21 protein-coding genes and 1 pseudogene are annotated in these 22,094 nt (G+C 57.6%); 10 read left to right on the plus strand and 12 right to left on the minus strand.

Going from position 1 to position 22,094, the window contains the following annotated elements; all coding sequences use genetic code 11:
- The 7 genes and pseudogenes from TU76_RS20745 to TU76_RS20775 all read right to left on the minus strand — a co-directional run.
- Positions 1-185: pseudogene (locus TU76_RS20745) on the minus strand (putrescine ABC transporter permease PotH); the annotation flags it as partial.
- Positions 182-1,324, minus strand: coding sequence for a polyamine ABC transporter ATP-binding protein (gene potA, locus TU76_RS20750; RefSeq protein ID WP_046808802.1), 1,143 nt, complete (start codon positions 1,322-1,324; stop codon positions 182-184). The gene potA and the pseudogene TU76_RS20745, both read right to left, overlap by 4 nt.
- A 69-nt stretch (positions 1,325-1,393) precedes the next feature.
- A complete protein-coding gene (locus TU76_RS20755) occupies positions 1,394-2,488 on the minus strand; it encodes a polyamine ABC transporter substrate-binding protein (protein WP_048352438.1) in 1,095 nt (364 codons plus the stop codon).
- A gap of 267 nt (positions 2,489-2,755) precedes the next feature.
- Positions 2,756-3,868, minus strand: coding sequence for a polyamine ABC transporter substrate-binding protein (locus TU76_RS20760; protein WP_019828588.1), 1,113 nt, complete (start codon positions 3,866-3,868; stop codon positions 2,756-2,758).
- A 184-nt stretch (positions 3,869-4,052) separates the two neighbouring features.
- Positions 4,053-5,417, minus strand: coding sequence for an aspartate aminotransferase family protein (locus tag TU76_RS20765; RefSeq protein WP_048352439.1), 1,365 nt, complete (start codon positions 5,415-5,417; stop codon positions 4,053-4,055).
- Positions 5,418-5,478: 61 nt separating this feature from the next.
- The gene (locus TU76_RS20770; protein ID WP_019828590.1) at positions 5,479-6,837 is read right to left on the minus strand and encodes a glutamine synthetase family protein; all 1,359 of its coding nucleotides are present in this window, start codon (positions 6,835-6,837) and stop codon (positions 5,479-5,481) included.
- A gap of 36 nt (positions 6,838-6,873) precedes the next feature.
- Positions 6,874-7,650: a gamma-glutamyl-gamma-aminobutyrate hydrolase family protein gene (locus tag TU76_RS20775; protein WP_046808799.1), complete on the minus strand. Its 777-nt coding sequence runs from the start codon at positions 7,648-7,650 to the stop codon at positions 6,874-6,876.
- A gap of 278 nt (positions 7,651-7,928) precedes the next feature.
- On the opposite strand from TU76_RS20775, the gene TU76_RS20780 reads away from it, so the two are divergent.
- Positions 7,929-9,305 (plus strand): glutamine synthetase family protein, encoded by a 1,377-nt coding sequence (locus TU76_RS20780; protein ID WP_019828592.1) that lies wholly within the window; start codon positions 7,929-7,931, stop codon positions 9,303-9,305.
- Positions 9,306-9,405: 100 nt separating this feature from the next.
- Entirely contained in the window at positions 9,406-10,050 is a 645-nt protein-coding gene (locus tag TU76_RS20785) for a TetR/AcrR family transcriptional regulator (protein ID WP_019828593.1), read from the plus strand.
- Between the two features lie 137 nt (positions 10,051-10,187).
- On the opposite strand, the gene tauD is transcribed toward TU76_RS20785, so the two are convergent.
- From tauD to tauA, 4 genes are read right to left on the minus strand one after another with little or no spacing between them, the layout of a single operon-like run.
- Positions 10,188-11,021, minus strand: coding sequence for a taurine dioxygenase (gene tauD, locus TU76_RS20790; protein WP_019828594.1), 834 nt, complete (start codon positions 11,019-11,021; stop codon positions 10,188-10,190).
- 50 nt (positions 11,022-11,071) lie between these two features.
- On the minus strand, positions 11,072-11,908 hold the full coding sequence (tauC, locus tag TU76_RS20795) for a taurine ABC transporter permease TauC (RefSeq protein WP_046808796.1): 837 nt from the start codon (positions 11,906-11,908) through the stop codon (positions 11,072-11,074).
- Positions 11,905-12,699 (minus strand): taurine ABC transporter ATP-binding subunit, encoded by a 795-nt coding sequence (gene tauB / locus TU76_RS20800; RefSeq protein WP_019828596.1) that lies wholly within the window; start codon positions 12,697-12,699, stop codon positions 11,905-11,907. Before tauB ends, tauC begins: the two co-directional genes overlap by 4 nt.
- Before the next feature lie 26 nt (positions 12,700-12,725).
- The gene (gene tauA / locus TU76_RS20805; RefSeq protein WP_019828597.1) at positions 12,726-13,709 is read right to left on the minus strand and encodes a taurine ABC transporter substrate-binding protein; all 984 of its coding nucleotides are present in this window, start codon (positions 13,707-13,709) and stop codon (positions 12,726-12,728) included.
- A gap of 499 nt (positions 13,710-14,208) precedes the next feature.
- Here tauA and TU76_RS20810 point away from each other — a divergent pair, with 499 nt between their 5' ends.
- From TU76_RS20810 to TU76_RS20845, 8 genes are all read left to right on the plus strand, one after another.
- A complete protein-coding gene (locus TU76_RS20810) occupies positions 14,209-15,567 on the plus strand; it encodes an OprD family porin (RefSeq protein ID WP_048352440.1) in 1,359 nt (452 codons plus the stop codon).
- A gap of 295 nt (positions 15,568-15,862) precedes the next feature.
- Entirely contained in the window at positions 15,863-16,501 is a 639-nt protein-coding gene (locus TU76_RS20815; protein WP_019828599.1) for a peroxiredoxin, read from the plus strand.
- 304 nt (positions 16,502-16,805) lie between these two features.
- Positions 16,806-17,399, plus strand: coding sequence for an NADPH-dependent FMN reductase (gene ssuE, locus TU76_RS20820; protein WP_019828600.1), 594 nt, complete (start codon positions 16,806-16,808; stop codon positions 17,397-17,399).
- Positions 17,400-17,587: 188 nt separating this feature from the next.
- On the plus strand, positions 17,588-18,553 hold the full coding sequence (locus TU76_RS20825) for a sulfonate ABC transporter substrate-binding protein (RefSeq protein ID WP_048352441.1): 966 nt from the start codon (positions 17,588-17,590) through the stop codon (positions 18,551-18,553).
- 31 nt (positions 18,554-18,584) lie between these two features.
- A complete protein-coding gene (gene ssuD, locus TU76_RS20830; protein ID WP_019828602.1) occupies positions 18,585-19,733 on the plus strand; it encodes an FMNH2-dependent alkanesulfonate monooxygenase in 1,149 nt (382 codons plus the stop codon).
- 7 nt (positions 19,734-19,740) lie between these two features.
- Positions 19,741-20,547 carry an aliphatic sulfonate ABC transporter permease SsuC gene (gene ssuC, locus TU76_RS20835; RefSeq protein ID WP_019828603.1) on the plus strand — a complete coding sequence of 269 codons (807 nt, stop codon included), beginning with the start codon at positions 19,741-19,743 and terminating at the stop codon, positions 20,545-20,547.
- Positions 20,544-21,350 (plus strand): aliphatic sulfonates ABC transporter ATP-binding protein, encoded by an 807-nt coding sequence (ssuB, locus tag TU76_RS20840; RefSeq protein WP_048352442.1) that lies wholly within the window; start codon positions 20,544-20,546, stop codon positions 21,348-21,350. The genes ssuC and ssuB overlap by 4 nt, the downstream gene beginning before the upstream one ends.
- 34 nt (positions 21,351-21,384) lie before the next feature.
- Positions 21,385-21,600 carry a TOBE domain-containing protein gene (locus tag TU76_RS20845; RefSeq protein ID WP_003444581.1) on the plus strand — a complete coding sequence of 72 codons (216 nt, stop codon included), beginning with the start codon at positions 21,385-21,387 and terminating at the stop codon, positions 21,598-21,600.
- A gap of 71 nt (positions 21,601-21,671) precedes the next feature.
- Here TU76_RS20845 and TU76_RS20850 read toward each other — a convergent pair whose 3' ends face one another.
- Positions 21,672-21,881, minus strand: coding sequence for a hypothetical protein (locus TU76_RS20850; protein WP_231984139.1), 210 nt, complete (start codon positions 21,879-21,881; stop codon positions 21,672-21,674).
- Positions 21,882-22,094: the final 213 nt, after the last annotated feature.

Consider the following 22,094-nt stretch of genomic DNA (forward strand, 5'->3'; position numbering starts at 1 on the left):
ACGTAGCTGTAGATCTCGGTATACGGCGGGATTGCGACGTCGGCTTCAGCAAAGCTGATCTTCAACACAATGAAGAACGGCAGCATGAAAAACAAAAACAGCCACAGGAATGGAATCCCGATGACCACATGACGGCCACCGGGGGTTATTCGTTGCAGTCGGCGTTTAAGCTTTCGCATGTTCATGAGCGAAGTACCACGCCGCTGTCGTCTTCCCACCACACGTAGACTTCGTCATCCCAGGTAGGACGCGCGCCACGGCGCTCGGCGTTGGCCACAAAGGACTGCACCAGCTTGCCGCTCGGCAGTTCAACGTAAAACACCGAGTGACCGCCCAGGTAGGCGATGTCATGCACCTTGCCGCGCGACCAGTTGTACTCACACGCCGGTTTCTCGGTGGTGACGAGCATTTTTTCCGGGCGGATGGCGTAGGTGGTGTGTTTGTCTTCCACCGAAGTGCTTACACCGTGACCGACGTAAATGTCGTTCTCCAGTTCCGGGCACTTGATGCGCGCATAGCCTTCAGCGTCGTCGACCACTTCACCGTCGAACAGGTTGACGTTGCCAATGAACTCGCACACCAGACGGCTGACCGGTGTCTCGTAGATGTCGATCGGGCTACCGATCTGGGCAATCCAGCCCAGGTGCATGATGGCAATGCGCTGGGCCATGGTCATGGCCTCTTCCTGATCGTGGGTCACCATGACGCAGGTCACGCCGACGCGCTCGATGATTTCCACCAGCTCAAGCTGCATCTGCGAGCGCAGTTTTTTGTCCAGTGCGCCCATCGGCTCATCGAGCAGCAGCAGTTTCGGGCGCTTGGCCAGTGAGCGGGCCAGGGCCACACGCTGACGCTGACCACCGGACAACTGATGGGGCTTGCGCTTGGCATACTGGCTCATGTGCACCAGCTTGAGCATTTCGCCCACGCGGGCATCGATCTCGGCATTGGACATTTTGTCCTGCTTGAGGCCGAAAGCGATGTTCTGGGCCACGGTCATGTGCGGGAACAGCGCGTATGACTGGAACATCATGTTGATCGGCCGCTCGTAGGGCGGCATGTCAGTGATGTCTACACCATCGAGGAAAATACGACCCTCAGTTGGGCGCTCGAAACCGGCGAGCATGCGCAGCAAAGTAGATTTGCCCGATCCCGATCCACCGAGCAGGGCGAAAATTTCACCCTTGTTGATTTCCAGGGACACATCGTCCACGGCAATCGTCTCGTCGAATTTTTTCGTGACCCGGTCGATTTTGACCAGCACCTTTTTAGGTGTCTGGTCGCCCTCGAGGGCTTTCTTATAGGCGCCGGAGGCAACAGCCATTACGAAACTCCCAACAAATTTAGCAGCCCAACCCAGATAGTCGGGCCTTGGATAGGTGGTCTTGCGAGATTACTTGCCCGTCTTGACCTTGGTCCACGTACGCGTCATCAGACGCTGTATTTTCGCAGGCAACTCGGTTGAGACGTATGTCTTGTCCAGCACCGCCTGAGTGGGGTAAACCGCTTCATCGCTGCGAATGGACTCATCCATCACCTTGTCGGACGCAGGATTGGGGTTGGCGTAACCGACATAGTCGCTGACCTGTGCAATCACTTCAGGCTTGAGCAAGTAGTTGATGAACGTGTGGGCCTCCTTGACGTTGCCGGAGTCCTTGGGGATGGCCAGCATGTCAAACCACAGGGCGCCGCCTTCCTTGGGCACGATGTAGGCGATGTTCACGCCCTTTTTTGCATCCTCGGCACGCGCCTTGGCCTGGAACACATCACCGGAAAAGCCAATCGCAACACAGATGTTGCCGTTGGCCAGGTCGGAGATGTATTTGGAAGAGTGGAAGTAGGTGACGTATGGACGCACCGACATCAGGGTTGCTTCTGCCTTTTTGTAGTCCTTGGGGTTGGTGCTGTTGGCATCCAGGCCCAGGTAATTGAGTACGGTTGGCAGCATTTCATCAGCCGAATCCAGGAAGGCTACGCCGCACTTGGACAGCTTCTTCATGTTCTCGGGTTTAAACACCACATCCCAGGAGTCGATGCTATCGACGCCCAGTGCTTCTTTGACTTTATCGACGTTGTACCCAATGCCATTGGTGCCCCACAGATACGGCACTGCATATTGGTTACCCGGGTCATTGGCCTGAAGGCGCCTGAGCAAGGCCGGGTCGAGGTTGGAATAGTTCGGCAGCTGCGACAAGTCGAGCTTCTGAAACGCGCCCGCCTTGATCTGCTTGCCCAGGAAATGGTTAGACGGCACGACCACGTCATAACCGGTACGCCCGGCCAGCAGTTTGCCTTCCAGGGTTTCGTTGGAATCGAAGACGTCATACACGGGCTTGATGCCGGTAGCGGCCTCAAAATCAGCCAGCGTGTTCGGCGCGATGTAGTCCGACCAGTTGTAAATATGCACCGTAGGTGCCGCTTGCACGCTGACGGCGAGCGTCAAACCGGCCCCGACCAACAAGGTCTTGCGAAACAAAGATATAGACACGTGATGGTCCTCTAAATAGGTGGGCCTGAGTTGCCCGCGTCACACGGCAGTCGAACCGCCAAAGACAAAACCGGCGCGCAACTTACCCTCGATAAACCGACACAGCAAAGTTTTCCGCGATTAATTACCGTAAAGCCCTGATTTGTATCCGTTTAAACCAAATTTTGTAGCCGCTGCTTCAGGCTGCGAGGGGATCGCGGGGCCTTTGGGACAACGGGTTGCTACGCAACCCTTCGCAGCCTTCGGCAGCGACTACACAGCGCTTGGTTATTTACCGGACTTGATCTTGGTCCAGCTGCGCGTCAGCAAACGCAACGTTGTAGGCGGCAAATCGCTGATTGCGTACAGCTTGGCCTTCACTTCATCGGACGGGTAAATGCTCGGGTCGCCAGAGATGTCTTTATTCACCAGTGGCGTTGCAGCCTTGTTACCGTTCGGGAAACGCACGCTGTTGGTGATCTCGGCCATGATTTCTGGCTGCATCAGGAAATTCATCCAGGCGTAAGCGGCGTCAACGTTCTCGGCATCCTTGGGAATGGCGACCATGTCATAGAAACTGCCAGCACCTTCTTTAGGTATCACGTACTTGAGCTTGACCTTGTCGCCGGCCTCTTTGGCACGGGAGATGGACTGCTCAAGGTCACCCGAGTAACCCACCGCGACACAGATGTTGCCGTTGGCAAGGTCGGAGATGTACTTGGAGGAGTGGAAGTAGCCAACCGAAGGACGAATTTTCAAGAACAGCGCTTCGGCTTCAGCCAGTTGCTTCTTGTCTTGGGAATCAGTCGGGTAGCCCAGGTAGTGCAGGGCGGCCGGGATCATTTCGGTCGGCGAATCGAGGAAGCTTATGCCGCAGCTCTTGAGCTTGGCAGCGTTCTCGGGCTTGAACAGCACGTCCCAGGAATCGATGGTGTCGACGCCCAAAGCAGCCTTGACCTTCTCAGGGTTGTAGCCAATACCGATGGTGCCCCACATGTAGGGGAACGCATGTTTGTTGTCTTTGTCGCTGGCATCGCCAACGGCCTTGAGCAACGCAGGATCGAGGTTTTTCCAGTCAGGGAGCTTGGAACGGTCCAGCTCCTGGTAAACCCCGGCCTTGATCTGCTTGGCCAGGAAATTGTTGGATGGCACGACGATGTCGTAGCCGGACTTGCCCGCCAGCAGTTTGGCCTCAAGGGTCTCGTTGCTGTCGAACACGTCGTAGACCACCTTGATTCCGGTTTGGTCTTCGAATTTTTTAACGGTGTCAGGCGCGATGTAATCGGACCAGTTGTAAATGTGCAGAACCTTGTCCGCAGCTTGAGCTGCCCCAGCCATCACACCCATCAAGGAGAGAGCGAGAAGTGTCTTGCCAGCTTTTTTAAATCCGGATGCCGTCATCTGTAATGCTCCAATTGTTCTTTTAAACCACCGATTCAGCGACCTGATCTCAAGGTGACTAAAGCCGGAGGCTAGTCTGGCAAGATCTGGGGCAGGCTTTCAAGGAAAGAGCCTTGATTCTTAAGGCCCTGAGCGCAATTGCCTACTTTAAAACCGAAGTTGTCTTGCGCCCAAAGCCTAGCAGTTAACCTTGCAATGTTTCCAAGGTCAGATCCAGGCACTTACGCGCCTTGGTCACCAGTTCGTCGATCTCGTCTTTGCTGATCACCAGTGGCGGCGAGATGATCATGGTGTCGCCGACGGCACGCATGATCAGACCGTTAGCGAAGCAGAATTGGCGGCAGATCATGCCAACACCACGGCCTTCGTAACGTTTGCGGGTGGCTTTGTCCTGCACCAGTTCAATGGCGCCCAACAGGCCTACACCACGCACTTCGCCCACCAACGGGTGATCGTTCAGTTCACGTAAACGCTTTTGCAAATACGGTGCCGTTTCGGCGTGAACCTTCTCGATAATTTTTTCTTCGCGCAGGATGCGGATGTTTTCCAGTGCCACTGCTGCCGCTACCGGATGACCCGAGTAGGTGAAGCCGTGGTTGAAATCGCCACCTTCGTTGAGCACGGCAACCACTTCGTCGCGCACGATCAGGCCACCCATCGGGATGTAGCCCGAGGTCAGGCCCTTGGCGATGGTCATCATGTCCGGCTTAAGGTCGTAGAAATCGCTACCGAACCACTCGCCAGTGCGACCAAAACCACAAATCACTTCATCGGCAACAAAGAGAATGTCGTACTTGGCCAGGATTTCCTTGATGCGCGGCCAGTAGGTGGCTGGCGGCACAATTACGCCGCCCGCGCCCTGGATCGGCTCGGCAATAAAGGCACCGACAGTGTCGACGCCCAGCTCGAGGATTTTTTCTTCAAGCTGATTGGCTGCCCAGATGCCGAACTCTTCCGGGGACATGTCGCCACCTTCACCGAACCAGTACGGTTGAGCGATGTGGGTGATGCCCGGGATCGGCAAGTCGCCCTGTTCGTGCATGTAGGTCATGCCGCCCAGGCTGGCACCGGCCACGGTGGAACCGTGGTAGCCGTTTTTGCGGCTGATGATGGTTTTCTTGTTGGGCTGGCCCTTGATCGCCCAGTAGTGGCGAACCATACGCAACATGGTGTCGTTGCCTTCAGAGCCTGAGCCGGTGAAGAACACGTGATTCATGCCTTCAGGCGCGATCTCGGCGATGGCTTTGGACAGCTCGAGCACCGGCGGGTGCGCGGTCATGAAAAACAGGTTGTAGTACGGCAGTTCGCGCATTTGCTTGCTGGCGGCTTCAGCCAGCTCGTCACGGCCATAACCGATGGCAACACACCACAGGCCGGCCATGCCGTCGAGAATCTTGTGACCTTCGCTGTCCCACAGATACACGCCCTTGGCGTGCGTGATGATGCGTGGGCCAACTTCCTTCAACTGTTTGAAGTCGCTGAATGGTGCCAGGTGGTGATCGTTACTCAGTTGTTGCCATTGAAGGGTTTGCGGGTTCTTGTTAGTCATACAGCTCTCCTTTTATTCAGTAGAGGAGGGGCGCGCCTCCAAGGCGCAGCCCCTCGGCGTGTCAGACGGCGAACAGCAGGAATTCCCGCTCCCACGAACTGATGACGCGCTTGAAGTTTTCATGCTCGGCACGTTTGACGGCCACGTAGCCTGCAATGAACTTGGTGCCCAGGTACTTCTCGACAGTCTTGCTGCTTTCCATGCGGGCCAATGCCTCTTCGAGGGTCAAAGGCAGACGCAAATTACGACGCTCATAACCACGGCCCACTACTGGTGCGCTCGGGTTGATGCCCTCGACCATACCGATGTAGCCACACAGCAAGCTGGCCGCAATGGCCAGGTACGGGTTGGCGTCGGCGCCCGGCAAACGGTTTTCAACCCGGCGGTTTTGCGGGCCTGCATCCGGCACACGCAGCCCCACGGTACGGTTCTCTTCGCCCCATTCCACGTTAACCGGTGCCGAGGTGTCCGGCAGGAAGCGGCGGAAGGAGTTCACGTTCGGCGCGAACAGTGGCAGCAGCTCTGGAATGAACTTCTGCAACCCGCCGATGTGATTGAGGAACAACTGGCTCATGGTCCCGTCTTCATTGGAGAAGATGTTTTTGCCCGTGTTGATGTCGATAATGCTCTGGTGCAAATGCATGGCGCTGCCAGGCTCACCGGTCATGGGCTTGGCCATGAAGGTGGCGGCTACGTCGTGCTTGAGCGCGGCTTCGCGCATGGTGCGCTTGAACACCAGAATCTGATCGGCCAGCGACAGTGCATCACCGTGACGGAAGTTGATTTCCATCTGCGCCGTGCCGTCTTCGTGGATCAGCGTGTCCAGATCCAGCTCTTGCAGCTCGCACCAGTCATAAACGTCTTCGAACAGCGGATCGAATTCGTTGGCCGCTTCAATAGAGAAAGACTGACGACCGGTTTCAGGGCGACCGGAGCGACCAATCGGCGGCTGCAACGGATAGTCCGGGTCGTCGCTGCGCTTGGTCAGGTAAAACTCCATTTCTGGCGCCACAATCGGCTGCCAGCCGTGGTCGGCGTAGAGTTTGAGGACCTTTTTAAGCACGTTGCGCGGCGACAACTCAATCGGGTTGCCCTGCTTGTCGTAGGTGTCGTGAATCACCTGAGCGGTGGGCTCAATCGCCCACGGCACCATAAACACTGCGTTCTGGTCAGGACGGCAGATCATGTCGATATCGGCCGGGTCCAGAAGCTCGTAATAGATGTCGTCTTCGACATAGTCGCCCGTTACGGTTTGCAGCAGGACGCTTTCGGGCAGGCGCATGCCTTTTTCAGCAATGAACTTGTTGGTCGGCGAAATCTTCCCGCGAGTAATCCCGGTGAGGTCGGCGATCATGCATTCGACTTCTGTGATCTTGTGGTCTTTCAACCAATCGGTGAGCTGGTCGAGGTTGTTACTCATAAATGCCTCTGGGCTGAGTGTCCTGACTTGAATAAGTCAGGCGTTTACTGACGCATCCGCGTCGCGTTGTGTTGCGCGCCTTCTGCAGGCATCTCCAAATGCCTGGAAGAGGGCGAGATAATTCGGGTTAGAGCTTACCTGCCATTCGGGGTGCCACTGAACCGCTAAAGCAAAAGCCTTGCCGCCCTCCACCGACACCGCCTCAACCAGACCGTCCGGGGCAATCGCTTCAACCCGCAGGCCCGGCGCTACACGGTCGATGCCCTGGGTGTGAATCGAATTGACCTCGAACTCCGCCGGCAAGCCCAGGCCTGCCAGGATGCCGCCGGGTTGAACGTGCATGGCGTGGCTCGGCGCGTATTGCACTTCAACCGGGGCGCTGGGATCTTCGCGATGCTCAATAAAGCCTTCGACTTCGTGCAATTTCTGGTGAAGTGAGCCACCCAGAGCTACATTCAACTCCTGAAAGCCGCGGCAAATGCCGAGCACCGGAACGCCAGCCGCCAGTGCAGCACGAATCAAGGGGAGGGTAGTGCGATCACGGTCAGGATCATGCAGCGTGCCTGGCACGCTGGCCGAACCGCTATAAAGATGGGGTTCAATATTGGAGGGCGACCCGGTAAAGAGGATGCCGTCCAGACCGTCAAGAATATCGGTCGGATCAATCAGTTCCGCCAGGGACGGAATGATCAGAGGCAAGCCTTTGGCAGCCACTGCAACTGCTCGCACGTACTTATCGCCAGTGATGTGATAAGGATGCAAACCGATCTGCTTGGTGCAGGCGGTAACGCCGATTAACGGCAGGCGTGACATGTAACACCCCGGTATTATTGCTGTTATGGGTTTGAATCGAGCTTAGCCTTGTTCATTTTTTTACACAACACCCCCGTAAAAAATACAACACGGCCCGCTCAAGCCTGCGGTCGGCAACAATTGAAACAGGGCAAACACGCCCCAAAAAGCGTCAAAAATGGCCTTTAGGCGCTTTTTCAGGGCAAAAAAGAGGCTGCTTGACTTCGGTATGCCGTTCGGGTTGACTGAATCCCGTAGCGCTCAATGATTGATATTTTTAACAACAAAGGTGTTGCATCATGTCGGTACCCCCGCGTGCCGTTCAGCTTAACGAAGCGAACGCGTTCCTTAAGGATCATCCTGAGGTTCTGTACGTAGACCTTCTCATTGCGGATATGAATGGTGTGGTGCGCGGTAAGCGCATCGAACGCACCAGCCTGCACAAGGTCTACGAGAAAGGCATCAACCTGCCGGCCTCTCTATTTGCCCTTGATATCAACGGCTCAACGGTGGAAAGCACCGGTCTGGGTCTGGATATCGGTGACGCAGACAGAATCTGTTATCCCATCCCCGACACCCTGTGCAACGAGCCGTGGCAAAAGCGCCCAACCGCGCAACTGCTGATGACCATGCACGAACTTGAAGGTGAACCATTCTTCGCCGATCCACGTGAAGTACTTCGCCAAGTTGTTACCAAGTTTGACGAAATGGGCCTGACCATCTGCGCGGCTTTCGAGCTGGAGTTCTACCTGATTGACCAGGAGAACGTTAACGGTCGCCCACAGCCTCCACGTTCGCCGATCTCCGGCAAACGTCCGCACTCGACTCAGGTTTACCTGATCGACGACCTCGATGAATACGTCGACTGCCTCCAGGACATTCTGGAAGGTGCCAAAGAGCAAGGCATCCCGGCTGACGCCATCGTCAAAGAAAGTGCCCCGGCGCAGTTCGAAGTGAACCTGCACCACGTTGCCGACCCGATCAAGGCCTGCGACTACGCGGTACTGCTCAAGCGTCTGATCAAAAACATCGCCTACGACCATGAGATGGACACCACGTTCATGGCCAAGCCTTACCCGGGCCAGGCGGGCAACGGACTACACGTTCACATATCGATTCTGGACAAAGAGGGCAAAAATATTTTTGCCAGCGAGGATCCCGAGCAGAACGCCGCATTGCGTCATGCGATCGGCGGTGTGCTGGAGACCCTGCCAGCGCAGATGGCCTTCCTTTGCCCGAACGTCAACTCCTACCGTCGTTTCGGCGCACAGTTTTACGTGCCGAACTCGCCGTGCTGGGGCCTGGACAACCGTACTGTGGCGATTCGCGTCCCCACTGGCTCGTCCGACTCGGTCCGTATCGAACACCGGGTTGCCGGTGCCGATGCCAACCCGTACCTGTTGATGGCCTCTGTACTGGCCGGCGTTCACCACGGTCTGACCAACAAGATCGAGCCGGGCGCACCTGTCGAAGGCAACAGCTACGAGCAGAACGAGCAAAGCCTGCCAAACAACCTGCGCGATGCGTTGCGTGAGCTGGATGACAGCGAAGTCATGGCCAAATATATCGACCCGAAATACATCGATATTTTTGTCGCCTGTAAAGAGAGCGAGCTGGAAGAGTTTGAACACTCCATCTCCGACCTCGAATACAACTGGTACTTGCATACCGTGTAAGCGATTGCAGTCCAAAAGAACGCCGCAGGCCTCACCGCCTGCGGCGTTTTTTTATGGCCGCCAGGGTCGTACAATGCGCACTGCCCCGCAGGAGACACCCATGACGCGCCTTGCCACACCTCGAAAGTCACGCGCTCGCAGTCAGCTGCGGATCGATTCAATACTCACTGCTGCCCGCACACTGCTGGCAGAAGAAGGGGTGTCCAGCCTGTCGATTTACAGCGTGGCCGAACGCGCTGAAATCCCGCCGTCATCGGTCTATCACTTTTTTGCGGGAGTGCCCGCGCTCCTCGAAGCGCTGACTGGTGATGTACACGCCGCGTTCCGCGCCTGCCTGCAGGCGCCGATTGAGCATGACGCGCTCAATGGTTGGGGGGATCTGTCGCGCATCGTTGAGCAGCGCATGCTGACGATCTACAGCGAAGATGCAGCGGCCCGACAACTCATCCTGGCCCAGCATGGTCTCACCGAAGTCACTCAGGCCGACCGCCAGCACGACCTTGAACTGGGCCAACTGCTGCATGACGTATTCATGCGTCATTTTGAGCTGCCAGCACTGCCACAGGACGTCGACGTATTTGCCCTGGCAATGGAGTTGGGTGACCGCGTGTATGCGCGTTCGATTCAATTGCACGACTGCATCACCCCGCGCATGGCCGAAGAAGGGATGCGCGTGGTGGATGCTTATCTGGGACTGTACTTGCCGACTTTTTTGCCGAAACGTGTAAGCCCGTCAAACACCTGACCGTAAGCCTGCATCCACTCTTGTGAGATTGCCTTTGTGGGAGCGGGCTTGCTCGCGATTGCATCGACTCGGTTCATCGAGAGACCGCACCGCCTGAATCGCGAGCAAGCCCGCTCCCACAGAAGTGGATGAGCGGCTCAGAACGGCGCATCACCCAAAATGGTCGCACGATGCATCACACGGCGATTGGGGCGGTAGTCGTCCACGGCGTAATGCTGGGTCACGCGGTTGTCCCAGAAAGCCACGTCATTTTCCTGCCAGCGCCAGCGAATGGTGTATTCCGGGCGGGTGGCATGGGCGAACAGCAGCTTGAGGATCGCTTCACTTTCAGCCTCTGAAAGTTCGTTGATCTTCGTGGTGAAACCTTCGTTGACGAACAGCGATTTACGCCCGCTTACCGGGTGCGTGCGAATCACCGGGTGCGACAGGGGCGGATTGTTTTTACGGGTGAGTTCCCAACGTGCCAAATCTTCCGGGGTCGATCCAAAGCGCTCCAGCGGGAACGACTTGGTGAAGTCGTGAGTGGCCGTCAACCCCTCCAGCAGCACCTGCAGCGGCCTGGACAACCCTTCAAACGCGGCGATTCCGGCCGCCCACAACGTATCGCCACCAAAGGCTGGCAGTTGCTTGGCACTCAATACCGCGCCCATGGCCGGCGTCGGCAAAAAGGTTACGTCGGTGTGCCACACCGCGTTATCGCGCACGTCGGTCACGGCCGTGTCCAGCACCAGCACTTCTGGCTGCTCCGGCACGTTGGGATAAATCGGATGAATATGCAGATCGCCGAAGTTGGCGGCAAAACGTGCCTGCTGCTGGGGCGTAATCGACTGATTCCTGAAGAACACCACATGATGCGCCAACAACGCTTGCTCGATGGCATCACGGTACTCAAGGCTCAGGGGTTGAGTCAGGTCGACGCCGTCAATCTGGGCGCCCAGGGCAGAGCTAATCGGGGTAATGGTCAGGCTCATGATCTGTCTCTTTATCAGCGCGCCGATTAATCAGCGTCGAGTTCTGTTAATTAGTGAGCCTGGCCGTGCCACGGCACCAGCTTGCGTTGCAGGGCGCGCAGGCCCATTTCCATGGCAAAGGCGATGATGGCGATCACCAGAATCCCCAGCACCACCACATCGGTGACCAGAAATTGCGCGGCGGACTGCACCATGAAGCCCAGGCCACTGGTGGCGGCGATCAACTCGGCGGCCACCAGGGTCGACCACCCCACGCCCAGACCAATGCGTACTCCGGTCAAAATATCCGGCAAGGCACTCGGCAAAATCACATGGCGAATCAGCTGCCAGCGCGTGGCGCCCAACGACTGCGCCGCACGCACTTTGGCCGGGTCGACCGTGCGTACGCCCGTCGCGGTAGCAATGGCAATCGGGGCAAAAATCGCCAGGTAAATCAGCAATACTTTCGACAACTCGCCAATGCCGCACCAGATCACGATCAGCGGCAAATAGGCCAATGGCGGAATCGGGCGGTAGAACTCGATCAGCGGGTCGAAAATCCCCCGCGCAATCCGGTTATGACCAATGGCGATACCCACCGGCACTGCCGTCAGAATCGCAAAGCCCAGCCCCAGCCCGATACGGCTCAAACTCGCGCCCAGGTGTTGCCACAGGGTGGAGTCCATATAGCCAGCGGTCGCGAGCAACCAGCCTTTTTGCAGCACGGCAGAGGGCGGTGGCAAAAACAGCGGCTCGATCCACCCGCCCGCAGTGACAGCCCACCAGACGGCGATCAGAGTGACGAGGGTCAGGACGCTGATCCAGCGCGTGCTCAGGCTGCGTTTAACCGGGCGCGGTGCGTGGGGCACAGCAATGGGGGCGCCAGTAACGGCTTCATAACTGCTCATGCGCGCTCCTGCCGCTGGGCGGCACCGCGTTGTGAAAACACGCGCTCAAGCACATGTTCACGGGTTTCGATAAAACGAGGGTCGGACTTGATCGAGCGGGCAGACTCGCCCGCGTTGTAGCGCTGGCCAAAATCCAGGGTCAGCCGTTCAACAATGCGACCCGGGTTAGGCGCCAACAAGATCAAATCCGTGGCCAGAAACACCGCTTCTTCAATGTCGTGGGTAATCAGGAAAACGGGTTTGTCAGTGCGGCGGCACACTTGCAGCAGCAGCTCTTGCATCTGCTCACGGGTAAAAGCGTCAAGCGCACCGAACGGTTCATCCATCAGCAGCACGCGCGGGTCGGCAGCCAAAGCACGGGCAAGGCCCACGCGCTGTTTTTGCCCGCCCGATAGCTCCCACACCCGGCGACTCTCAAAGCCGGACAAATCCACCAGCGCCAGCATTTCACGCGCCCGGTCTTCACGTTTGTTGCGCGGCACACCGGCCAGCTCAAGGCCAAAGGCTACGTTCGCCAACACGTCTTGCCACGGCAGCAGCACGTCGTCCTGAAACACCACCCCGCGCTCGGCACTGGGGCCTTGAACCGGAGCGCCATCCAGAGTAATTCGACCCCCGCTGGGCTCCACAAAGCCTGCAATCAAATTCAGCAACGAGGTTTTACCGCTGCCCGACGGGCCGAGTGCGACCAGCAGTTGTTGAGGGCCCAGGCTGACGGAAATGTCCGACAGCACCGGCTCAGCGGCGCCTGGGTACTGTGCGCTGATGCGCTCCAGCGATAACAAGGCCATGACGGTCGACTCCTCAGCGGCGTTGATTATTGAGTAACAAAAGTGGCGTTGACCGACGGCGCGTAGTCCGGCAGTACAGCGTCGACCTTTTTCTGCTCTTTCAAGAAAGCAGCGGTGTCGGCCAGGGCTTTGGTAGTGGGTGCGCCCAACAACACGACCTGATCTGCGGCCAGCGGGTACACGTTGCCTTGCAGCAGCAGAGGGATATCCGTTGCCTTGGCGCCCGAAAGCTTCACCACTTTGTCGATGTTGCTCTGATTGGCCAGCCAGGCTTTTGGATCCTTGTGGTAGTCGGCGTAGGCGTCCAGCGTCACCTTGGCGAACTGCTTGACCACTTCAGGGTGCTTGGCGGCGTAGTCCTTGCGCACGATCCAGGCATCAAAAGTCGGTGCGCCGAGCTTGCCCAGCTCACCCGAGGTGATCAGCACCTTGCCGTTTTCCTTGGCCGTGCCCAATGCCGGGTCCCACACGTAGGTGGCATCGATATCGCCACGCTTCCAGGCAGCCACGATGGCCGGTGGTGCGAGGTTCAGAATCTGTACTTTCGAAGGGTCGATGTTCCAGTGTTTCAACGCGGCCAGCAGGCTGTAATGGCCGGTGGACACAAAGGGTACGGCCACTTTTTTGCCGACCAGATCCTGCGGGCCGTTGATCCCCGAACCATCGCGGGCGACCAAGGCTTCAGAGCCGCCCAGCTGGGTGGCGATCAAAAAGGTTTCAACCGGTACGTTGCGAGTCACCGCGGCCGTCAGCGGGCTAGAGCCCAGGTAAGCAATCTGCACATCCCCCGAGGCGATGGCGGCAATGATGTCGGCGCCGTTATCAAACTTGCGCCAGTTGATCTTGGCGCCCGTGGCTTTCTCGTAAGCACCATCGGCCTGGGCGACCTTCGCCGGGTCCACCGTGGTTTGGTAAGCCACGGTGACATCCGTGCTGGCAGCCTGCGCAAAGAAGCTGGCACCCGCCAGAGACAGAGCAGCCAATAGGCGTAGGGGAGAATGCAGTTTCATCAGGAAGCTCCTCGGCAGGCGGCCGGATATCGGCAGAATGCGAGGTTAAATGATCTAAGAAACACTAAATAAATAACTTTTAAGCATTAGCTTATGTAGTTCCGCCACCTCTCCAGCCGTAATCGTTCACCAACTGATACGGCCTTTTGACCCGGATGTGATCGGGTCAAGGGTTTAAGAACCAAACGCTATTAAAAGATTCATGAAATTATGTTTAGGAATTAGACGAAAGACCGATAGCATTCCTATTCGTGCGCGTAGGAAATATCCTTCTTTATGCCTGTTTGATCTGAAAAGGTTAGAAATAATTCTTTTTAGGTTTATAAAATAGCCATTAATCTGCGCACAAACGACGGAAGACTAGACAAAGGTCGTAGACACGATTGGTTACGATTGACTTGCCAGTCACCGTCTGGCGCTAATCGCGCATCTGAAGCACCCAGACATCAGATCCGGGGCTAAAGAAATACAAAAATTAGAAACGCAAAGGAGCAACACAATGAACAAGTCCACCTTGGCCATCGCTGTGGCCGTAGGGTTGTTGGCACAACAAGCAAGCGCTGCTGGCTTCATTGAAGACAGCAAGGCCACGCTGAAACTGCGTAACTTCTACATCAACAACGACAACCGTGATTCGGGTGCGCCGAAAAACTCCAACTACACCGCTGAGTGGGGCCAAGGCTTCCAGCTGGACTTCACCTCGGGTTTCACCCAGGGCACAGTCGGGTTTGGTGTGGACGCCATTGGCCTGCTGGGCGTCAAGCTTGACTCCAGCACTGCCAAACACGGCAACCCAACCGGTCTGAATGCTGGCGGCTCGGTATTCCCAAGCGACGGCAACCATGCTGTAGACGATTTCTCCAGCCTGGGCCTGACCGCCAAAGCCAAGATTTCCCAGACCGAACTGCGCATCGGTACCCTGCAGCCAAAACTGCCGGTTATCGTCAGCAACGACGGTCGTTTGCTGCCGCAAACCTTCCAGGGTGGCCAGATCACCTCCAGCGAGTTCAAGGACCTGACCTTCACCGGCGGCCAGATCGAACACGCCAAGGGTCGTAACTCCAGCAACAACGAAGGCCTGTCGATTGCAGGCGCCAACGGTGGCTCGAACTACAACACCGGCAAGTTCGTTAACAAGTTCTACTACGGCGGCGTGGACTACAAACTCAGCAAAGACCTGTTGCTGCAGTACTACTACGGCAACCTGGAAGATTTCTACAAGCAACACTTCCTGGGTCTGGTTCACAACTGGTCCATCGGCCCGGGTGTGTTGAAATCTGACCTGCGTTACTTCAACAGCTCCGACGACGGCAAGAACGGTAACGATCCTGATTACTACACCACCGGCAGTTATCAGAGCCAAGCCAGCGGCAAGGGCAAGGTTGATAACAACCTGATCAGCGGCCTGTTCCTGTACACCGTTGAAGGTCATACCTTCGGTGGCGGTTACCAGGTCAGCAACGGCAGCAGCGACTTCCCGTTCCTGAACCAGGGCGACGGCGCGTCGGCTTACATCCCGACCGACATGCAGATCTCGAAATTTGCCCGTGCTGGCGAACGTACCTGGCAGGCACGCTACTCGTATGACTTCGCTAAAGTGGGCGTTCCTGGCCTGACGGCGGGCGCGGTTTACCTGCGTGGCGATAACATCGACACCTACAACGCCAACCGTGTGCAGACCAGCAATGGCGCTTCCGAATGGGAACGCGATATCACCGTGGCTTACGTTATCCAGGAAGGCACGCTGAAAAACCTGGGCTTCATGTGGAAAAACGCCATGTGGCGCAACGACATTGCCAGCCAGCGCGACCAGGACGAAAACCGTCTGATCGTCAGCTACTCGATCCCGTTGCTGTAAGCCGGTTGTAGATCAAAGGTTAGAAAAATCCTGCCCGGCGCAATGCCGGGCAGGGTGTTTACCGAAGACCTGAACGGTCAATTCGCAACACATTCAAATGTCGCAGCTCCCTGCCGCTCCCCTTGCCTAAACCTGAGTCCAGAGTGGACCCGGGGCTTTGTTGCGTCCAATGAAACAGTTTTTAATATTCCTTTATGACCTAACTAAATCGATATTTATTCTTTTTAATTAGCTCGTGACGCAGGCAGAGTAAAGCCATCACGCCCTGCCATTCCCTATAAAAAGGAGCTGCACCATGAGCCTCAGACTCGGCGATATCGCCCCCGATTTCGAACAGGATTCCAGCGCTGGCAAGATTCACTTCCATGAATGGCTGGGCGACAGCTGGGGGGTGTTGTTCTCGCACCCGGCCGACTTCACACCGGTGTGCACCACCGAACTGGGCTTTACCGCCAAGCTCAAGGATGAGTTTGCCAAGCGTGGCGTCAAAGCCATCGCGCTGTCGGTAGACCCGGTGGACTCGCACCACAAGTGGATCGAAGACATCAACGAAACCCAAAACACCGTAGTCAACTTCCCGATCCTGGCCGATGCCGACCGTAAAGTGTCCGACCTCTACGACTTGATCCACCCCAATGCCAGCGACACCCTGACTGTGCGCTCGTTGTTCGTGATTGATCCGAACAAAAAAATCCGCCTGACCATCACCTATCCGGCCAGCACCGGGCGCAACTTCAACGAAATCCTGCGGGTGATCGATTCGCTGCAACTGACCGACAACTACAAGGTAGCGACCCCGGCCAACTGGCAGGACGGCGACGACGTGGTGATCGTGCCCTCGCTCAAGGACGAAGACGAGATCAAGAAACGCTTCCCCAAGGGCTACCGCGCCGTGAAGCCCTACTTGCGCCTCACGCCGCAGCCCAATAAGTAATGTGAATGTCATCCCTTGTGGGAGCGGGCTTGCTCGCGATCAAGGCGCTGCGGTTTTTCAGATGCACCGCAGCGATCCCATCGCGAGCAAGCCCGCTCCCACACAACCAGTGTCTTCAGCAGGGTTTCTGGCCGTTTCGACGGCCTTTTTTTTGCGTTTCGTTTAACACAATCGCATATGCATTTTAAGAATAAACAAATGAATAAATATGATTTATAGATATATAAATCACCTGTTAAGGTCTATTCACTCAAGCGAAAACGCTGACAGCGAATTGCACAAATTCATTCAAGGAAACGCCTAGATGCTGGTCGTGACACTCGGAGGAAGCCCAAGCCAACGATCCCGTTCGGGAGTGTTGCTGGATCACGCCAAACGCTGGCTCAACCAGCAAGGCGTCGAAGTGGTGAGTTATCAGGTACGGGATTTTCCGGCCGAGGACTTGTTGCACGCACGTTTCGACAGCCCAAAAATTATCGACCTGCTGCAGCAAATTGAAAACGCCGACGGCCTGGTGATTGCGACTCCGGTTTACAAAGCCTCGTTCAGCGGCGCACTGAAAACCGTGCTCGACCTGCTGCCCGAACGTGCCCTGAGCCACAAAGTGGTGTTGCCCATCGCCACCGGTGGCAGCATCGCCCACATGCTGGCCGTGGACTACGCACTCAAGCCCGTACTGTCGGCGCTCAAGGCCCAGGAAATGCTGCACGGCATTTTTGCCGAAGACAGCCAGATTGCTTACGGCGAAGGCGGCGCACCCGCGCAACTGGTGCCGGTGCTGGAACAGCGTATGAACGAATCGCTTGAGCAGTTTTACAGCGCTCTGGCACGCCGCCCCAAGCCACTGGACCCCAGCATCCTCAACGAGCGCCTGGTCACGGCTCGCTGGAGTATCTGAGCCAACACATTACTCAACTGTGGGAGCGAGCCTGCTCGCGAAAAGATCGCTGCGGTGTATTAGAAAAATACATCGCCTGAATCGCGAGCAGGCTCGCTCCCACAGATAAAGCATCACCCTTCACCTTACTGATCCGCTAACGGCTCGGCAGGTGCTACCCGAATCTCGAACCTCAAAAGGAGAGCGCCATGCGCCCTGTCATTTTGCGTCGTGGTCTGGTCGCACTGTTAGCTGCGGCTGTGTCCTTCAGCGCTGTTACCCAGGCTCAAGCCGATACCTTGCGCATCGGTTACCAAAAATACGGCACGCTGATGCTGCTCAAGGCTAAAGGCACGCTGGACAAGCGTTTGGCCGAGCAGGGCGTTGACGTGCAATGGACTGAATTCCCCGGTGGCCCGCAGCTGCTTGAGGGCCTGAACGTAGGCTCCATCGACTTCGGCGTAACCGGTGAAACCCCGCCTGTTTTCGCCCAGGCAGCAGGCGCCGACCTGCTCTACGTGGCCTACGAGCCGCCAGCCCCGACCAGTGAAGCGATTCTGGTGCCCAAGGACTCACCGATCACCTCGGTCAAAGACCTGAAAGGCAAAAAGGTCGTACTCAACAAAGGCTCCAACGTTCACTACCTGTTAGTGCGAGCCCTTGAGGATGCGGGCCTGAAATACACCGATATCCAGACCGTGTTCCTGCCACCTGCCGATGCCCGCGCGGCGTTTGAGCGTGGCAGTGTCGATGCCTGGGTGATTTGGGACCCGTACCAGGCCGCGGCCGAACAACAGCTGCAAGCGCGCACCCTGCGTGACGCCAGCGGCATCGCCGACAACCACCAGTTCTATCTGGCCACCAAGCCGTACGCCGAACAGCATCCCAAGGTGATCGAAACCCTGGTCGATGAAGTGCGCAACATTGGCGAATGGGCCAAAGCCCACCCTGAAGACGTGACCGAACAAGTCGCGCCGCTGCTGGGCTTGTCACCAGAAATCACCCTCACGGCGGTCAAACGCCAAGGCTACGGCGCGCAGTTCTTGACCCCCGAAGTGGTCAACGCCCAGCAAAAAATTGCCGACAGTTTTTACCAGCTCAAGCTGATTCCCAAGCCGCTCGTTGTGAAAGACGTGATCTGGACGCCCCCGGCCAATCTGGCCAAAGCCAACTAACGCTTGCTGCCCCCATTTAGGAGACCACTCCATGAGCCTCAATATTTTCTGGTTCCTGCCTACCCACGGTGACGGCCATTACCTTGGCACCTCCGAAGGCGCTCGTGCCGTTGACTACGGTTACCTGCAACAAGTCGCACAGGCCGCAGACCGCCTGGGCTTTGGCGGGGTGCTGATTCCGACAGGGCGTTCGTGCGAAGACTCATGGCTGGTAGCGGCAGCGCTGATCCCCGTGACCCAGCGTCTGAAATTTTTGGTGGCACTGCGCCCGGGCATTGTTTCGCCCACCGTGGCGGCACGTCAGGCCGCGACCCTGGACCGTCTGTCTGGTGGCCGCGCGCTGTTTAACCTGGTAACCGGCGGCGACCCCGAAGAGCTGGCCGGTGATGGTTTGTTCCTCAGCCACGAAGAGCGCTATCAGGCTTCGGTGGAATTCACCCGCATCTGGCGTCGTGTGCTCGAAGGCGAAACCGTGGACTACGACGGCGAACACATCACCGTCAAAGGCGCGAAATTGCTCTACCCGCCAATCCAGCAACCGCGCCCGCCGCTGTACTTCGGTGGATCGTCGGAAGCTGCGCAAGACCTGGCTGCCGAACAAGTTGAAATGGTGCTGACCTGGGGCGAGCCACCGGCCGCCGTCGCCGAAAAAATCGAACAGGTACGTGCCAAGGCCGCCAAGCTGGGGCGCACCGTACGCTTCGGCATTCGTCTGCACGTGATTGTGCGTGAAACCAACGAAGAGGCTTGGAAAGCCGCCGACAAGCTAATTTCGCACCTGGACGACGATACCATCGCCCGCGCTCAAGCCTCGCTGTCGCGCTTCGACTCGGTCGGCCAGCAACGCATGGCCGCCCTGCATGGCGGTAGCCGCGACAACCTTGAAGTCAGCCCCAACCTGTGGGCCGGCGTGGGCCTGGTGCGTGGCGGTGCCGGCACGGCACTGGTCGGTGACGGCCCAACCGTGGCTGCACGGGTTCAGGAATACGCCGATCTGGGCATCGACACGTTCATCTTCTCCGGCTACCCGCACCTGGAAGAGTCGTACCGCGTGGCTGAACTGCTGTTTCCGCACCTGGATATCGAACGTCCGGAACTGCCAAAAGGCGCAAGTTACGTAAGCCCGTTTGGCGAAATGGTCGCCAATGACATTCTCCCTAAAGCTGCGTCGCAGAGCTGAAGTCGCCATGAGTTCAGGCAAGGCCTTGGGCCTCAATAAAATCGGTCACACCCTTGCGCCCTGGGCCTTGCCTGTGTTGCTGCTGGCGGTGTGGCAGCTGTCCGTGTCGGCGGGCTGGTTGTCGACACGCATCCTGCCCGCTCCCAGCGCCGTGATCGCGGCCGGGATCGAGCTGGTTCGCAGTGGCGAAATCTGGAAACACCTGGCCATCAGCGGCTGGCGTGCCGGGTTGGGCTTTGCCATCGGCGGCAGCATCGGCCTGGCGCTGGGCTTTATCACCGGCCTGTCGAAGTGGGGCGAACGCCTGCTCGACAGCTCGGTGCAAATGATCCGCAACGTGCCGCACCTGGCGCTGATTCCGCTGGTCATCCTGTGGTTCGGTATCGATGAGTCGGCGAAGATATTTCTGGTAGCACTGGGGACTTTATTCCCGATCTACCTCAACACCTATCACGGCATCCGCAACGTCGACCCGGCGCTGGTCGAGATGGCGCGCAACTACGGGTTGTCCGGTTTCAGCCTGTTCTGGCAGGTGATCTTGCCGGGGGCGCTGCCTTCGATCCTGGTGGGCGTGCGCTTTGCCCTGGGCTTTATGTGGCTGACGTTGATCGTGGCCGAAACCATCTCCGCCAGCTCCGGCATCGGCTACCTGGCGATGAACGCCCGGGAGTTCTTGCAAACCGACGTGGTGGTGCTGGCAATTGTTTTGTACGCCGTGCTCGGCAAGCTGGCCGATACCGCAGCCCGTGGTCTGGAGCGCATCTGGTTGCGCTGGCACCCGGCGTATCAAGTCGTTAAAGGCGGTGCAGCATGACAGCTCAACAACCTCCACGTTTGCGCCAGGGCATCCCGCTGGCCATCAACGGCCTGCAAAAAGCCTTCGGCGAGCGGCTGGTGCTGCGAGATATCAATCTGCACATCCCGGCGGGGCAATTTGTCGCCATCGTCGGGCGCAGCGGTTGCGGCAAAAGCACCCTGATGCGCCTGCTGGCCGGGCTCGATCAACCCACCGCAGGCCAATTGCTGGCCGGTAGCGCCCCGCTGCAAGCGGCCCGTGAAGACACGCGACTGATGTTTCAGGAGGCGCGCCTGCTGCCCTGGAAAAAAGTCATCGATAACGTAGGCCTTGGCCTTAAAGGTGACTGGCGCCCCAAAGCGCTCAAGGCACTGGAAGAAGTGGGCCTGGCCGAACGTGCCAATGAATGGCCAGCAGCACTGTCGGGCGGGCAAAAACAGCGTGTGGCCCTGGCCCGCGCCCTGATCCACCAGCCGCGCTTGCTGCTGCTCGACGAACCGCTGGGCGCACTGGATGCCCTGACCCGCATTGAAATGCAGGACCTGATCGAACGCCTGTGGCGCCAGCATGGTTTTACCGTGCTGCTGGTGACCCACGACGTCAGCGAAGCCGTCGCGATTGCTGACCGTGTGATTTTGATTGAAGACGGGCAGGTGGGGCTGGACCTCACCGTCGATCTGCAACGCCCTCGGGTACGCGGCTCGCACCGTCTGGCTGCACTGGAAACCGAAGTACTGAACCGTGTTCTCGCACTGCCTGGCTCGCCACCTGAGCCAGAACCCGTTGCACCGCTGCCTACGCAACTGCGCTGGGCGCAATAAAACCACTTTTAATCCCAAGACAGGAATCGACACCATGACCATTAAAGCCATCAACGTTCGCAACCAGTTCAAAGGCCACATCAAGGAAATCGTACTGGGCGACGTACTGTCTGAAATCGACGTACAGACCGCGTCAGGCATCGTGACCTCCGTCATCACCACCCGCTCGGTCAAAGAGCTGGAACTGGTGGTCGGCAGCGAAGTGATTGCCTTCGTAAAATCCACCGAAGTGTCCATCGCCAAGCTGTAAACCGTGGTTTATCCACAACCCCGAAAGGTGTGAGCCCTTCGGGGTTTTTTGTGGGCAGTTGGTACGTGCAATCAGGCATCGCGCAGCGCCAGCACCCCCAACACATCACAGCCTTGCTGCAACAACAAAGACGACGCCTCGCACACCGCGCTTAAATCATGGGGGTCATGGCTGTGGCCGCTCATCAGCGATAAACAGCGCAACAAATTCTTGGCCGCCTGAATGCGCTGCTCGGCACAGGCCAGCAGGGCAGGTACAGAGGCGAGGGAGTCGATTAACAAAACGGTTGAACCGACGGGGTTGTCGGTTTGGGGATGTAATGCGTCATGGTTGAACTCCAATAATTTGAGGAGCCACTCCGATCAGCTTGCACGCAGAAAGAAGGTGGCAGTTGTGCGCGGGTGTGCAAGACCGGTTATTGGGACCCGGCAGACCCGAAGATCTCCCGCGCACAACCGCCATAACGCCGATTGCAGGCGCAGAGCCTACCAAGC

Origin of the sequence: Pseudomonas psychrophila (genome assembly GCF_001043005.1) — a bacterium.
GTDB classification, from domain to species: domain Bacteria; phylum Pseudomonadota; class Gammaproteobacteria; order Pseudomonadales; family Pseudomonadaceae; genus Aquipseudomonas; species Aquipseudomonas psychrophila.

Coding starts and splice junctions, on each gene's coding strand:
- TU76_RS20770 (WP_019828590.1), bottom strand. CDS start 6,837: ATGAGTAACAACCTCGACCAGCTCACCGATTGGTTGAAAGACCACAAG.
- tauC (WP_046808796.1), bottom strand. CDS start 11,908: ATGAGCAGTTATGAAGCCGTTACTGGCGCCCCCATTGCTGTGCCCCAC.
- TU76_RS20775 (WP_046808799.1), bottom strand. CDS start 7,650: ATGTCACGCCTGCCGTTAATCGGCGTTACCGCCTGCACCAAGCAGATC.
- tauB (WP_019828596.1), bottom strand. CDS start 12,699: ATGGCCTTGTTATCGCTGGAGCGCATCAGCGCACAGTACCCAGGCGCC.
- ssuC (WP_019828603.1), top strand. CDS start 19,741: ATGAGTTCAGGCAAGGCCTTGGGCCTCAATAAAATCGGTCACACCCTT.
- TU76_RS20765 (WP_048352439.1), bottom strand. CDS start 5,417: ATGACTAACAAGAACCCGCAAACCCTTCAATGGCAACAACTGAGTAAC.
- TU76_RS20845 (WP_003444581.1), top strand. CDS start 21,385: ATGACCATTAAAGCCATCAACGTTCGCAACCAGTTCAAAGGCCACATC.
- TU76_RS20810 (WP_048352440.1), top strand. CDS start 14,209: ATGAACAAGTCCACCTTGGCCATCGCTGTGGCCGTAGGGTTGTTGGCA.
- ssuE (WP_019828600.1), top strand. CDS start 16,806: ATGCTGGTCGTGACACTCGGAGGAAGCCCAAGCCAACGATCCCGTTCG.
- ssuB (WP_048352442.1), top strand. CDS start 20,544: ATGACAGCTCAACAACCTCCACGTTTGCGCCAGGGCATCCCGCTGGCC.
- potA (WP_046808802.1), bottom strand. CDS start 1,324: ATGGCTGTTGCCTCCGGCGCCTATAAGAAAGCCCTCGAGGGCGACCAG.
- tauA (WP_019828597.1), bottom strand. CDS start 13,709: ATGAAACTGCATTCTCCCCTACGCCTATTGGCTGCTCTGTCTCTGGCG.
- tauD (WP_019828594.1), bottom strand. CDS start 11,021: ATGAGCCTGACCATTACCCCGATTAGCTCTGCCCTGGGCGCCCAGATT.
- TU76_RS20780 (WP_019828592.1), top strand. CDS start 7,929: ATGTCGGTACCCCCGCGTGCCGTTCAGCTTAACGAAGCGAACGCGTTC.
- TU76_RS20785 (WP_019828593.1), top strand. CDS start 9,406: ATGACGCGCCTTGCCACACCTCGAAAGTCACGCGCTCGCAGTCAGCTG.
- TU76_RS20825 (WP_048352441.1), top strand. CDS start 17,588: ATGCGCCCTGTCATTTTGCGTCGTGGTCTGGTCGCACTGTTAGCTGCG.
- TU76_RS20815 (WP_019828599.1), top strand. CDS start 15,863: ATGAGCCTCAGACTCGGCGATATCGCCCCCGATTTCGAACAGGATTCC.
- TU76_RS20760 (WP_019828588.1), bottom strand. CDS start 3,868: ATGACGGCATCCGGATTTAAAAAAGCTGGCAAGACACTTCTCGCTCTC.
- ssuD (WP_019828602.1), top strand. CDS start 18,585: ATGAGCCTCAATATTTTCTGGTTCCTGCCTACCCACGGTGACGGCCAT.